The 14,321-nt window shown below is 49.0% G+C and carries 9 protein-coding genes; 7 read left to right on the top strand and 2 right to left on the bottom strand.

The window, feature by feature from the left end; genetic code table 11:
- Positions 1-16: 16 nt before the first annotated feature.
- From ACXAG2_RS13295 to ACXAG2_RS13285, 3 genes are read left to right on the top strand one after another with little or no spacing between them, the layout of a single operon-like run.
- Positions 17-1,867, top strand: a complete 1,851-nt coding sequence (locus tag ACXAG2_RS13295; protein ID WP_474867727.1) for a glycoside hydrolase family 13 protein — start codon at positions 17-19, stop codon at positions 1,865-1,867.
- A 16-nt stretch (positions 1,868-1,883) separates the two neighbouring features.
- Positions 1,884-3,350 (top strand): MFS transporter, encoded by a 1,467-nt coding sequence (locus tag ACXAG2_RS13290; protein ID WP_474867724.1) that lies wholly within the window; start codon positions 1,884-1,886, stop codon positions 3,348-3,350.
- Positions 3,347-5,041: an alpha-amylase family glycosyl hydrolase gene (locus ACXAG2_RS13285; protein WP_474867721.1), complete on the top strand. Its 1,695-nt coding sequence runs from the start codon at positions 3,347-3,349 to the stop codon at positions 5,039-5,041. Before ACXAG2_RS13290 ends, ACXAG2_RS13285 begins: the two co-directional genes overlap by 4 nt.
- 44 nt (positions 5,042-5,085) lie before the next feature.
- Here the strand turns inward: ACXAG2_RS13285 and ACXAG2_RS13280 are convergent, their stop codons facing one another.
- Positions 5,086-6,117, bottom strand: coding sequence for a LacI family DNA-binding transcriptional regulator (locus ACXAG2_RS13280; RefSeq protein WP_474867719.1), 1,032 nt, complete (start codon positions 6,115-6,117; stop codon positions 5,086-5,088).
- 208 nt (positions 6,118-6,325) lie between these two features.
- Between ACXAG2_RS13280 and glnS the strand changes: the two genes are divergently transcribed.
- On the top strand, positions 6,326-7,990 hold the full coding sequence (gene glnS / locus ACXAG2_RS13275; protein WP_474867716.1) for a glutamine--tRNA ligase: 1,665 nt from the start codon (positions 6,326-6,328) through the stop codon (positions 7,988-7,990).
- A gap of 121 nt (positions 7,991-8,111) precedes the next feature.
- Positions 8,112-9,020 carry a sialate O-acetylesterase gene (locus ACXAG2_RS13270; protein WP_474867713.1) on the top strand — a complete coding sequence of 303 codons (909 nt, stop codon included), beginning with the start codon at positions 8,112-8,114 and terminating at the stop codon, positions 9,018-9,020.
- A gap of 67 nt (positions 9,021-9,087) precedes the next feature.
- Here ACXAG2_RS13270 and ACXAG2_RS13265 read toward each other — a convergent pair whose 3' ends face one another.
- The gene (locus tag ACXAG2_RS13265) at positions 9,088-9,834 is read right to left on the bottom strand and encodes a YciK family oxidoreductase (RefSeq protein ID WP_474852080.1); all 747 of its coding nucleotides are present in this window, start codon (positions 9,832-9,834) and stop codon (positions 9,088-9,090) included.
- A gap of 304 nt (positions 9,835-10,138) precedes the next feature.
- On the opposite strand from ACXAG2_RS13265, the gene ACXAG2_RS13260 reads away from it, so the two are divergent.
- Positions 10,139-12,736, top strand: a complete 2,598-nt coding sequence (locus tag ACXAG2_RS13260; RefSeq protein ID WP_474867711.1) for a VolA/Pla-1 family phospholipase — start codon at positions 10,139-10,141, stop codon at positions 12,734-12,736.
- A 556-nt stretch (positions 12,737-13,292) separates the two neighbouring features.
- Positions 13,293-14,321 carry a protease SohB gene (gene sohB / locus ACXAG2_RS13255; RefSeq protein ID WP_474867903.1) on the top strand — a complete coding sequence of 343 codons (1,029 nt, stop codon included), beginning with the start codon at positions 13,293-13,295 and terminating at the stop codon, positions 14,319-14,321.

The raw sequence follows: 14,321 nt of genomic DNA, 5'->3' as shown, positions 1-14,321 counted from the left end.
AGCCGGAAGTATTACAATGAAAAAAGCAGCAACGGTGTGCGGAGCCGTCCTGGCAGCAAACTTACTCTGTGTACCTGCTTATGGTGTATCAGTGTCACCACCGGACTGGTGGGTGAACATGGCCGACTCCCGTTTACAATTGATGATCCGGGATAAAGATCTGGGCAAAGCAAATGTAAAAACCAGTTACCCGGGCGTTCACATTGATGAAGTCCACCGGCCTTCAAATGCAGATTATATTTTTGTCGATCTCACGTTGTCAGACAACGTAAAACCGGGCGTCATTCCGTTTGAAATCACCAAAGAAAACGGCGGACGGGTGTCCTTCTCCTACGTGTTGCATGAACGTAAAAAAGGTTCAGCACAACGACAGGGCTATTCCGGAAAAGACACGATCTATCTGCTCACTCCTGACCGGTTCGCTAACGGCGACGAATCCAATGATTCTCTTGAAAACTACACAGATAAACTAAACCGTGAAGAAGCGGGGGGCAGGCACGGTGGAGATATTCAGGGAATTATTGACCACCTCGATTATCTGTCAGATATGGGGTTTACGCAGATATGGAGTATGCCATTGCTGGAAAATGCCATGGACAGTTATTCTTATCATGGCTATGCCATCACTGACTACTATCAGATAGACCCGCGATACGGTTCAAATGACCTTTATAAGTCATTGAGCGAGCGTGCAGCAGAGCAGGGGATCGGTGTGATCATGGATATGGTGTTGAATCATATTGGCAGCGGACACCCCTGGACAACCTCGCCCCCTGATAAAGATTGGATCCACCACGACGGCAATTTTTCTGCCACCACGCATATCCGTGAAACTCTGCATGATCCTCACGGTGCAGAAGCCGACAGACTGGCATTCAGTGACGGCTGGTTCGTTCCGTCAATGCCGGACTTAAATCAGCAGAATCCCTTTCTCGCTAATTATCTGATTCAAAATGCTGTCTGGTGGGTGGAGTATGCCGGTTTAAGCGGTATTCGCGTGGACACTTATTCCTATTCCGATAAGGACTTCCTGTCTGCATGGACAGCGAGGCTGATGAAGGAATATCCGTCGCTGAATATTGTCGGGGAAGAATGGTCGGTGAATCCGGTAATTACCTCTTACTGGCAGTCCGGCACCCTGAGACAGGACGGTTATGAATCTTCGCTACCGTCAGTGATGGATTTTCCTCTGCAACACACCCTTGTCTCTGCCCTGAAAGAAGAAGAGTCGTGGGGAAGCGGGCTGAAAAAATTGTACGAGTTACTCGCCGGGGATTTCATCTACGGTGATGCCGGTAATCTGGTGATATTTGCAGATAACCATGATATGAGCCGGATTTACACACAACTGGACCAGGATATGGCGCTATGGAAAATGGCCATGACAGTGGTGCTGACTACGCGGGGTATTCCGCAGGTATTCTACGGCACTGAAATTCTGATGGATAATGCGGGCACAGAAGATCATGGCATGATTCGCAGTGATTTCCCGGGCGGCTGGCCGGGAGATGAGTCAGCGGCATTTTCTTATGAAAGTAACAGTACCCGCTCTGTGGAAGCACAGCAATTTATCCGTCAGCTTTTACACATCAGAAAGCAATATCCGTTACTTTTCGAAGGACAACTCACGCAGTACGTGCCGGAAGACGGCACTTACGTTTATTTCCGGCATAACAGGAAAGCGGATACGCAAATTATGGTGGTAATTAACAAAAACGGTAAAAAGGACGTAAACTTACAGCGTTTCAGTGAGCGCATGGCTGGTGTAAAAACGTTACAGCAGGCCGGTGACGATGAAATAATGGCAGCCGGAAACTCCTTGTCAGTGCCTGAGCACAGTGCAACGGTGTGGATCCTGAATCAATAATAATAACGGACAGAATATGAATAACAAACAGCCTGTATTACCGTTCTGGCAAGTCTGGAATGTCAGTTTTGGCTTTCTAGGCGTACAGTTTGGTTTCGCTTTGCAAAATGCCAACGTCAGCCGCATTTTATCTGATCTCGGTGCAGACCTTCATTCGCTGGCATTGTTCTGGCTGGTGGCGCCGGTGATGGGGTTGATTATTCAGCCCGTGGTCGGCAGTGCGTCTGACCGTACATGGAATCGCCTTGGCCGCCGCCGTCCATATATTCTCGCCGGTGCCTTTGCCGCCGGCCTGGGCATGATCCTGATGCCGAATGCACCGTTATTTGTCACCATCATGGCGCCCATGTTGTTCGGTGCATTGATGCTGGCATTGATGGATGCTTCCTTTAATGTTTGCTTTCAGCCATTCCGTTCTCTGGTATCGGATATGGTGCCAGCCAGCCAGCGCAACCTGGGTTATTCGGTGCAGTCATTACTGATCAACATTGGCGCAGTTATCGGCTCAATTCTTCCATTCGTTCTGACCAATGTGGCGGGTCTTAATAATACCGCGTCGCCAGGACAGGTGGCTCCGTCGGTGATTTGGGCATTCTATATTGGTGCTACCGTATTGCTTGGCTCAGTACTCTGGACGGTGTTTCGCACTAAAGAATACGCGCCGTCAGATTACGCCCGCTATAAAGGATTGCAGACAGATTCTGAAAACAAAACGGAGAAAACCGGATTCTTCAAACTTGTGGCAACCATGCCCGCCACGATGAAACAACTTGCAGTGGTGCAGTTTTTCTCCTGGTTTGCGTTGTACATCATGTGGGTTTACACCATGCCGGCTATCACCCAGCATATCTGGGGAGTGGATAAACAGTGGTTTGATCCTGCATTTATTGCTGCTGCGGGTAGTGTGCCTGCTGATGTCATTGCTGCGAAAGGTGCTGCCGGTGACTGGGTAGGTATTCTTTTTGCCGCATACAGTGTGTTTGCCGCCGTATTTTCCGTGTTTCTTGCCCGCCTGGCAGATACATTTGGCCGCAAAACCGTTTATGCCTCTTCACTGGTTTTAGGGGGACTGGGTTATATCTGTTTCCTGATATCCGGAGACATCAGTCCGGTACACGTGAATTTAGTCATTACAGAAGTCACGGTACCACAGGGCGCTGTCAATCTGGTGTTTCCCATGATTGGAGTAGGAATTGCCTGGGCTGCTATTCTGGCTATGCCTTATGCCATGCTGGCCGGCGCACTTCCTGCAGATAAAACCGGTGTGTATATGGGCATATTTAACTTCACAGTAGCCATTCCGCAGATCGTTGCAGGACTCACTGCAGGCTGGATACTGAGCAGGGTATTTGAAAACACCGCCATCAATATCATTGTGGTGGCCGGTGTTTCCATGCTTTGCGCAGCAGTGGCGGTATTTTTTGTTAAAGAAAAAGAAATCCATGCCGTCGCCTCACAGAATACGGCAGGAGAATTACAATGAGAATAAGCCACACAATGTATGCGATTGCCAGCGTATTAACCCTCAGCGGGTGTGAAAATACGCCAGATTCTTCCCTGCCAGATGGGATGCCGGAAAGTACAAACACACCCTTTATAAGGGGTACTGCAGAGCCGTTCAGTGCTGAAGCCGTTTACTTCATTATGACTGACCGTTTTGTCGACGGTGATAAACAAAACAATTATGAAACTCAGGGCGGTGATCACCCCAGCTGGAATTTGCCTCTTAATGGTCCCGACGGTGCAACAGCTAACGTAGGCTACATGGGCGGTGACTTGCAGGGTGTGGTCAACAATATTGATTTCATCAAAGATATGGGTTTTACCGCGGTGTGGTTAACACCGGTAGTCGATAACCCGGATCAGGCATTTACCGGCAGTGAACCTATTACGTTTGGCGGCCAGTTTAAAGATGGGGGTAAAACCGGTTACCACGGCTATTGGGCGACAAATTTCTATCAGCCCGACGAACATCTGATCAGTGCCAGCTTGTCGGTCAAAGACTATACCACTGCCATGCATGATGCCGGCCTCAAGACCGTGTTTGATATTGTCGCCAATCACGGCTCTCCCAGTTTTTCCATGCCACAGGATCAACCGGGGTTCGGTGAAATTTATGATGCACAGGGAAAGCTGGTGGCCGATCATAGTAATACTCCGCCTTCTCAACTGGATACCAATCAGCCTTTGCAGGCATTTTTCCATGACTACCCGGATCTGGTAGAGCTGTCTAATCTCGATGAGTCAAATCCGGACGTTCAGGATTACCTGATTAATTCTTATCTTTACTGGATAGAGCAGGGCGCTGATGCATTCCGGATTGATACTATCCGGCATGTGCCTCATCATTTCTGGCGCACGATGTCTGACCGCATACGTGCAGAACATCCCGGTTTCTTTATGTTCGGGGAGAGTTTTCAGTATGATGCGAACTTTATTGCCCAGCATACGCTGCCCAAAAACGGCAATATCAGCGTGCTGGATTTCCCCATGCAAAAGGCTATGGTCAGCGTATTCGGGACTGAAAATGCAGGATTCGAAACGTTAAGCGGCGCACTGCATCTTACCCACGGGCCTTATCATAATCCCTATGATCTGACGACTTTTTACGATAATCACGATATGCCGCGGATGAATGCTTCGGATGACGGCTTTATTGATGCCCATAACTGGCTGTTTACTTCACGGGGTATACCGGTGGTTTATCAGGGCTCAGAGACCGGCTTTATGCGCGGCACAGCAGAGCACAGCGGAAACCGTAACTATTACGGACAAGACAATGTGGATAAGGCGCCGCAGCACCGTATCTATCAGTCTCTGTCTGCTATTGCTCATGTTCGTAAAGCCACACCGGCATTACAGCGTGGCTTACAAACCATGCTCGAACTGAATGGTGAAAAGGCCGCCTTCTACCGCGTTGTACAGGATGACAGCGCAAAACAGACAGCCCTTGTACTGTTGAATAAAGGTGATACACCAGTTTCTTTTGAGATAGCAGAGTACATGCAAAACGGACGCTGGAGTGAACAATTAAGTGGCAGTGAAAAGGCAGTGAACAACCGCGTTTTAACCAGCGAAGTCAGAGCCCACAGTGTACAGGTCTGGTTGCGGGACGGTCCGCTCAGTGATGACAATTTTGTTCACCATCTGCATGAGCAGATAGCGAATCAGTGATGACACAGGGGGTTGCAAAAGCAACCCCCTTTTCTTTTTGATTTTCAGTATTTTTTGCCGCCACAGGACTCGCGGATGATGAGCTCTGCAGACATCAGAAAATCACTGACGATTTGTTTATTAATCGCCTTAAGCAGGCTGGTAACCAGCAATTCGCCGGCCAGCCGGGTATCCTGTTGCACGGTGGTCAGGGCCGGCGTAGTAAAAGCGGAGATACTGATGTTGTCGTAGCCGGTGACGGCGATGTCCTGCGGTACCCTGTATGGCGTTTCTTTCAGTGCCTGTAACACACCGGTGGCAATCAGGTCAGATGCACACACCACAGCGTCAGGCTTTTGTTCAGAATGAAGGATTTTACGGATAGCCTGCGCTCCGGCCTCTTCAGTAGAGTTCGCATCAATACGGATAAAGTCACCGGCATCAATACCGGCGTCGTTTAATGCCTGTGTGTAACCCTGATAGCGGGCCAGAAATTCCGGCGCATGTCCGCCGGCATCACCGATAAACGCAAACCGCCGGTGTTCATTTTTCACCAGGTGGGTGGTGAGATCATATCCGCCCTGAAAGTTATCACAGCCGATGCTGATACCGGGATGATCTGCATCTTTAGCCCCCCAGCGCACAAAATGGGTGCCCTGATTTTCCAGCTGGGCCAGTTTGTCCCGCCAGGCGGTGTAGTCTCCGTAACCGAGCAGAATGATACCGTCAGCTTTTTTCGAGTCTTCAAACTCAGCGTGCCAGTCATCGTCCAGATTCTGAAAAGACACCAGCAAATCGTAACCGGCGGCAGAACTCGCCCTTGTTATGCTTCCCAGCATGTTCAGGAAAAACGGGTTTATCATTGAGTCGTCAGACGTAGGATCTTCAAACAGCAGTAAAGCAATTGTATTGCTTTTCTGTTTACGCAGGTTGCTGGCGTTTTTGTCTACTTTGTAGTTCAGTTCTTTGGCAATACGATGCACCCGCTCGCGGGTTTCTTTATTTACCAGCGGGCTGTTACTGAGCGCCCTTGAGACCGTGGACTGCGATACGCCGGCCAGGTGAGCAATATCAAAAGACGTGGCTTTTTCTTTCATGCCTGTTACTGAAAGGGTTTAAAGTGGCTTATGTTACCATACTTAACGCTGATAAGTGTCTGAGTTAATTGCCCGGACAGCGGTTTTCGTTGTAAATTTAGCCGTTCGGGCAGGGCGATTTCAATTAATCATAGTGACCCGCCGGGCAACCGGTTATACTCGGCGATTATTATGTCAGAACAGATTTTCATTTAAGGGGAAAGGGCGAATGGCGGAAACGGAACATCATCCGACCAATTTTATCCGGCAGATTATTGAAAAAGATCTTGCTGCAGGTGTTCATGATTCTATAAAAACACGTTTCCCACCGGAACCGAACGGTTTTTTACACATTGGACATGCTAAGTCTATTTGTCTGAATTTTGGTGTAGCCAGTGATTACAACGGTACGTGTAATCTGCGCTTTGATGACACCAACCCTGCCAAAGAAGATATCGCTTACGTCAATTCCATCAAGGAAGACGTAAACTGGTTGGGTTTCCAGTGGAATGGTGATGCCCGTTATTCATCGGATTACTTCGATTTGCTGCATGGCTATGCGATGGAGCTTATTGATAAAGGTCTGGCTTATGTGGATTTCTCCAGCCAGGAAACCATGCGTGAACTGCGCGGGACACTGACAGAACCCGGTAAAAACAGTCCTTACCGTGATACCGATCCTGCGACCAACCGTGCAGAATTTGAGAAAATGACTGCCGGTGAGTATGCGGAAGGCCAGTGTTCACTGCGTGCAAAAATTGACATGACATCCCCGTTCATGTGTATGCGGGATCCGGTGATCTACCGGGTGAAATTCGCACACCATCACCAGACCGGTGAGAAATGGTGCGTTTATCCCATGTACGATTTCACCCACTGTATCTCAGACGCCATCGAGGGGATCACCCACTCTCTGTGTACACTGGAATTCCAGGATAACCGCAGACTCTATGACTGGGTGATTGAGAATATTTCAATCGAATGCACACCCCGTCAGTATGAATTCTCCCGGCTGAATCTGGAATACACGGTGTTGAGTAAACGCCGTCTTATTCAACTGGTAGAAGAAAATCACGTGAGCGGCTGGGATGATCCCAGAATGCCTACCATAGCCGGTTTGCGCCGCAGAGGCTATACGCCTGCGTCTGTGCGTGAATTTTGTAAGCGTATCGGCGTAACCAAAATGGATAACATGGTGGAAATGGGCATGCTGGAAGCCTGTATCCGCGATGATCTGAACGTCAACGCTCCCCGTGCAATGGCCGTTCTTGACCCGGTTAAACTGGTTATTGAAAATTACCCTGAAGGTGAGTCTGAATCATTGCAGGCACCTAATCATCCGAATGATGAATCTATGGGCAGCCGCACAATTCCTTTCAGCCGCGAAGTGTGGATTGAAGCGGAAGACTTCCGTGAAGAAGCGAATAAAAAGTTTAAGCGTCTGGTACTCGGCAAAGAAGTGCGTTTACGAAATGCTTATGTGGTAAAAGCTGAACGTGTCGAAAAAGATGCGGATGGTAATATCACTACCATTTTCTGCACTTATGACGATGAAACCCTGGGTAAAGATCCTGCTGATGGCCGCAAGGTTAAAGGTGTGATCCACTGGGTTGATGCCAATGCCGGTGTGAAAGCAGAATTCCGCTTGTATGACCGTCTGTTTAACGTACCGAATCCGGCAGCGGAAGAGAATTTTACGGATGCCATAAATCCTGCTTCTCTTGAAGTGAAATCCGGTTTCGTTGAACCGGGATTAACGGAGAATCCGGTAGCCGGAGGCTGGCAGTTTGAGCGCACCGGTTACTTCTGTCTGGATAAAGATTCATCCGATAGCCTCAGTGTGTTTAACCGCACAGTGGGACTGCGGGATTCCTGGGCAAAGATTGCTGACTAGTCCTGTTAAAGTTTCTTATTTAAAACCGCAGTTTATCTGCGGTTTTTTTATGCGTATTTCTCATTGATGCTGGCCGTAGTGTTGCGTAATCTGTAAAAAACAGTTCATAACAGGGATCATCATGAAACGGGGAATTCTGGCACTCACTTCACTTTTGTCTTTCTCAGCTATGCCGGCAACCTTTCCGGTGTACTTTCTCGGCGGACAATCCAATATGCAGGGATACGGCGTCAGTAAAGATCTTGAACCTCTTTACAGTAAACCTGCTGACAATATTTATATGTTTGCCGGCAATGCGGTTTCAGATGATGACCTTTCAGGCGGTAAAGGTGTCTGGGCACCGCTGCAGCCCGGTACGGGTAAGGGTTTTAAATCTAATGGCCGGGTGAGCCTGTACAGTGACAAGTTCGGTCCGGAAGTTTCATTTGGTCATCAACTCTATTCACTGAACAATAACCATCCCTTTGCCATTATAAAGTACGCCAAAGGAGGTTCGGCGATTGCTGAAGGGATTGGCCACGGCAGCTGGTATCCTTTCTATAAGAAGAACACCGGCGTTAACCAGTTCGACCACTTCCTCACGACTATCCGCAATGCATTTTCTCCTGTTGATATCGATCTTGACGGTGAAGTTGATAACCTGGTACCGGCTGGTATTGTGTGGATGCAGGGTGAGTCTGATGCGGCAGAAACGAAAGAGATTGCAGAGGCGTATCAGGCAAATTTAAAAGAGTTGATGGCACTGATAAGAGCGGCCTTACGGGATGATGATTTACCTGTCGTGATTGGAAAAATTACCGATTCGGGTATGGATGAAGCAGACGGCATGAGGATGAATTATCATAAAATTGTTCAGCAGGGACAGAAGGCTTTTGTGGAAAATGATGTGTGTGCGGCGTATGTGACAACTCTGGAAAAAGAAACGCATCTGGATGACGGTTGGCACTATCAAAGTGAAGGATATGTGCATCTGGGTGAGGAATTCGCAGCTGCCATGCTTAAATTGCAGCAAACCTGTGGTCAACGTTAAACGATGGATGGCGCATGGAAAACGGGGAGCCTAACGCTCCCCGTTTTATATTTATAGGCAATAAACCTTACTTCGGCTGACAGTCAATTGACTGGCCATTCACATTCAGACTGTCATCACCCATCAGATACAGATATGCCGGCATCAAATCAGCCGGTGTTTTTAATGTGTCAGGATTTTCTGCGGGGTAAGCACTGGCGCGCATGGCGGTGCGGGTAGCGCCCGGGTTAATGCAATTAAATCGCAGGCCACGGTTTTCAAATTCGGATGCCAGCACCTGCATCATACCTTCGGTAGCAAATTTAGAGACGGCATAGGTGCCCCAGAACGCACGGCCTTTTTTCCCGACGCCTGAGCTGGTAAAAATAACCGAAGCAGAAGGCGCTTTACGCAGTACGGGGATCAGCGCCTGCGTCATCAGCGCAGCACTGTTTACGTTAACCTGCATAACATCCATCCATTCCTGCTCAGGAATATCGCCGAAGGCACTTAAGTGGCCAAGCATTGATGCATTGTGCAGTACACCATCAAGTTTTCCGAACTGGTCAGTAATGGTTTGCGCCATGTCCTGATAGTTTTTCAGTGTTGCACCCTTCAAATCAAGAGGGACAATGGCGGGCTGTGGTCCGCCATTTTCTACTATACGGTCGTAGACCTGTTCCAGCTTTGAGACGGTTTTACCTAACAAAATACAGGTAGCCCCGTAAGCCGCAAACGTCGTGGCAGCTTCTGCACCAATTCCGGCGCCGGCACCGGTGATGAGTATGGTTTTTTCTTCGAGAAGTCCGGCAGGTGCCTGGTAGAGATTCGGCATAGGGTCTAACCTTGATCTGTTAACTGTGGGCAATGTGAGGCTTGATGATACTCAGCTCCCGGTGGTTGTAAATATCTAGCCCTATAATTCTCAACAGATTTTAGTGGCGTAAAATTAATTTACGAAAAGTTAACAAACCTTTGCAAAATTCGGGTAATGACCATAATATTAAGCTACAACCAACTGGTCATACTTGTTTGAAATGTGTGTTTCCACTTGTCATCAGGTGGATTGAAACAAGCATTTACATTGCCTTGACTGTAAAACAGACAATAACAACAAAGCCTTTTATTAGGGAGAAAAAATGAGAAAACTCTTTATCAGTACCAGTGTTGCTCTGGCACTGGGTTTAACGGGTTGCGGTGGCTCCAACGAAACGCTGGAGGACATTGAGTCCGGAACGCCCGTTCAGAAGCCTTTCTCTCGTGTCGTTTTTGATCCGTCTAACGGCGTGCTTAACATACCTAACGATCTGCTCATGCTGCCGGGTGATGACGGCTTCTTCGACTATACACTGAACATTCCGGTAGATGACCCGACAGATTTTACTGATCCGCAAAACGCACTCAACGTGCTGGACGGCTGGTCAACCCAACATCCTTTTGTTATCGACGTGACAACACCGTCAGGGGTAACACTGGATGAGTCAACATTATCTGCTGGTGTCATGCTGTACGAAGCAACGCTGGGGCTTGACCAGAGTGATCCTGATTGTGCGGGGGCCGCAATACCGTCCTCCGGTTGTAAAGTCGGTAACCAGTTACAGTACGGCACTGATTTTGTGCTTTCGCTGGTGGACGGCGATACTATTTCCGTTGTTCCCCTGAAGCCATTGAAACCGGCACACGGCTATATGCTGGTGATGACAACAGATTTGAAAGACAGTGAGGGGAACGGCGTAATGGGTTCCACATCATGGGAACTGGCTCGTCAGGACATCAATACATTACCGCTTTCTTCCGACGCTCAGTTGCAGTTGCAAACGCTGGTCAACTCGCTGGTCGATCCCCTGATTGAAATGGGCTATGACCGTGAAGACATTTCCTATGTCTCTGCTTTCACAACCCAGAGCACAGATATCGCCCTGCAATCATTGAAAAAAGTGATGGTGGCTGAATTTGCTGCCCGTTTTGCCGCAGGTGACCCTACAGCGGCTACCGCGCTGCCGGTTATTACTGTAAACGATCCCGAAGGTGCCACCAATGCGATGGAAGCTTTGGATCTGGTTGATGATGCAACCCTTGCCGGAGCGGTTCAACTGGGCATCAATGCCTTACCGGAGTCCGCCGCAGCATTCATTCCAACTATTGAAGCCACACTGGATGCCGGAGGTTTCGCACCGTTACAAACCTGCGCCGGATTGCTGGGTACTGTGTCAGGTCAGCTGTCCGCTACCTGGGGCGGATTAAATGATTTCGCCGTGGGTGTCTCTACCGGCATTCTTGCTCAGGCAGGCCCGTTCTGTGCCGCGTCTCATTATGAAGGCTCTGTGTCATTGCCGTATTATCTGCCTGTACCTTCGGCCGAAAACCCGCTGGCACCGACTACCGGTTTCTGGGAAGCGGCCTGTGACAGCGGTATTGTACTGGCGGGTGCACCTGATGAGGTACTTGCTTCGGCTACGCCAGGTCCGAACTTTACATTGTGTGATCAGCTAGGCCTTGCTGATTTACGCATCGGTGAAGCGATGCTGGACTCAGCCCGCAATATCACAAAATTCAACCCTGTACCGCAAACTCAGGACGTTCCTTCACTGGATGTGCAGGTAACCGTGCCCAATGCTACCGTAGCCGGAGCGTTAGGTTTCCCCATCGCTCAGCCTGAAGCCGGCTGGCCTGTGGCTATTTTGATGCACGGTATCACCAGTAAAAAAGAAGATATGCTGGCGATTACCGGGGCGCTGTCACTGGCGGGAATAGCCACCGTCGCCATTGACCACCCGCTTCATGGTAGTCGTGGTTTTGACGTGAATGGTGACGGTACCGACGACATCAATGCGACTACGGTCAGCGCGACTCATTACATGAATCTGCAATCACTGCCAACTGCACGGGATAACGTCCGTCAGAGTGTTTCTGATATGCTGGGATTACGTCTTGGTCTGAACGCAGTGAACGATCAGACAACCGGCGGTGCAGCATCGTTTGACTTAAGCCGTGTTTACTTCATGGGCGTGTCTTTAGGTGCGATTACCGGGGCTGAATTTGCCGCAGTAACTAACAGCACAATGGGTGACGAACTGGCAGCGCTGGACGGCATGTATAGCGTGCAGGCAGCATCCCTGGAGTCTCCCGGAGGCGGTCTGGCTCAGTTCCTGATTGAGTCGCCAACCTTTGGTCCTCTGATCCAGGGGCTGTTGTTATCTCAGTCTTCTGAAGAGTTTCAGGCGTTGTTAGTGCAATTGTACGAAACAACTGATGTCACTCAGGCGCAGCTTGTTGCCGCGGTGGAAGTGTTCCTTGCGAACCTCACTGATGCACAGATGGCGGAAGTGCAGTCTGTACTGAATCAATTCGCGTTCGCCGCGCAGACGGTTCTGGATGCAGGTGATGCAAACAACTATGCCGCTACACTGGCGTCAAACACGCCGGTACATATGATGACTGTGGTGGGTGACGGTGCGGATAATTTACCGGATCAGGTGATTCCGGTATCTACAGCGCTGCCACTGGCTGGTCAGCTGCCATTTTCAGCCTTAGCCGGACTGGAGCAGGTTAGCAGCACTGCCACCGGCGATCCGGTAAGCGGTATTGTACTGTTCACAGAAGGTGCTCATGCATCCAGCCTGAGCCCGGAAGCCAGTGCTGCGGCTACCACTGAAATGCAAAAAGAAGTGGCCGGTTACATGTCTACGGGTGCAACAGTACTGCCCGTTACCGATACTTCAGTGGTGCAAAACTAACTTCACAGCGACGTAATCGTCGGCTGTCAGCAAAGACCCCCTGCGGAAGAAGTTTCCACAGGGGGTCTTTTTATATAGTTTTATCTTAGTTAACTGGTTTGATTAAGAACAAGACTATGAGAGATGCGCAGACGATAATTCCTTTAAGTCCCAATGGTATTGGCAATAACCCTGAAATCGCTGCAATGGCCCCGACTGCGCAAACCTGGAAAAAGGCTCTATGCGTTTTCATGTAATATTTCCTATTTTTTCTTATCACCAGGGTTCATTGCCTGAAAAGGCAGATTAACCTGTAGGAGAATAAAATAAAGCTGATCTGAAGACGGTAAATAATGCTAAACCCGGGCCGGTACAGGTATAGCATATCGATATTTGTAAACAGTTTAATCAGCACAAATGCATTAATTTTCGTATCGCACGGGCCAGATGAATCCAGCTGTCGTCAGCGTGCGTAAACGCTGCTACACTATGCCGCTGTTTAACGGGCATTTTTTATCATATGTCCTGGTCTGGCATGACGATACTTGCCGCACAGAATAATAATCAGGAGAACATGTTGGAGTTTTTGTACGAATACGGATTATTTCTGGCTAAAGCCGTGACGCTGGTAGTAGCCATAGTGGTAGTACTTATTGCTATCGTCGCCAGTGCCAGCCGGCAGAAGCCCGGAAAAGGGCACCTTGAAATCGTGTCCCTGACAGAGCAACTGAACGATATTAAACACTACGCCCGTTCTGTTCTGCTGGATAAAGCCGCTATGAAAAAACTGGCGAAAGAACAGAAAAAAGAAGGCAAAAAGGCTAGATCAGAGAAAGATAAAAAAGAGGAAGAAGAGGCTTCACGTCTTTTTGTTATCGATTTTACCGGTTCCATGGATGCCCACGAAGTTGAGCGTCTTCGTGAAGAAGTGACTGCTGTACTGTGTGTGGCACAAAAGCAGGATGAAGTGCTGGTCAGGCTGGAAAGTGGCGGTGGCGTTGTTCATGGTTATGGTCTGGCAGCGTCACAATTGCAGCGCATTAAAGAGAAAGGGATCAAGCTGACGGTAGCAGTCGATAAAGTAGCGGCCAGCGGTGGCTACATGATGGCCTGTGTGGCAGATACGTTACTCTCAGCCCGGTTCGCTTATATCGGTTCAATTGGTGTGCTGGCGCAAATCCCTAATGTGAACAAACTGCTCAAAAAACATGATATTGAATTCGAGCAGCACACTGCCGGTGATTACAAACGTACGTTAACGGTGTTTGGCGAAAACACTGAAGAAGGCCGTGAGAAATTCAGAAAAGATCTGGAAAACATCCATGTTCAGTTTAAAGACTGGGTGAAGTCTCAGCGTGAAACACTGGATATTGAAAAAGTGGCTACCGGTGAAGTATGGCTGGGTAGTGAAGCGAAGGAGATGGGACTGGTGGATGACATCATAACGTCTGATGACTATATTCTTTCTCACCATCCGGCCCGTGAAATCTTTGCAGTGAAGTATGCGACAAAGAAAAGCATGGCAGAGAAATTAGGGATCTCGGTATCCGCGGCGGCGGAAAGCACTGTGATGCGCCTGTTGTCCAAATCTCGCCACTGGTTCTGA

Source organism: Alteromonas sp. ABH4_456, from assembly GCF_056160645.1.
Note: the sequence above shows the minus strand (reverse complement) of the source record. Positions and strands in the feature narration are given on the sequence as shown.

Coding starts and splice junctions, on each gene's coding strand:
- ACXAG2_RS13295 (WP_474867727.1), top strand. CDS start 17: ATGAAAAAAGCAGCAACGGTGTGCGGAGCCGTCCTGGCAGCAAACTTA.
- ACXAG2_RS13290 (WP_474867724.1), top strand. CDS start 1,884: ATGAATAACAAACAGCCTGTATTACCGTTCTGGCAAGTCTGGAATGTC.
- ACXAG2_RS13285 (WP_474867721.1), top strand. CDS start 3,347: ATGAGAATAAGCCACACAATGTATGCGATTGCCAGCGTATTAACCCTC.
- ACXAG2_RS13280 (WP_474867719.1), bottom strand. CDS start 6,117: ATGAAAGAAAAAGCCACGTCTTTTGATATTGCTCACCTGGCCGGCGTA.
- glnS (WP_474867716.1), top strand. CDS start 6,326: ATGGCGGAAACGGAACATCATCCGACCAATTTTATCCGGCAGATTATT.
- ACXAG2_RS13270 (WP_474867713.1), top strand. CDS start 8,112: ATGAAACGGGGAATTCTGGCACTCACTTCACTTTTGTCTTTCTCAGCT.
- ACXAG2_RS13265 (WP_474852080.1), bottom strand. CDS start 9,834: ATGCCGAATCTCTACCAGGCACCTGCCGGACTTCTCGAAGAAAAAACC.
- ACXAG2_RS13260 (WP_474867711.1), top strand. CDS start 10,139: ATGAGAAAACTCTTTATCAGTACCAGTGTTGCTCTGGCACTGGGTTTA.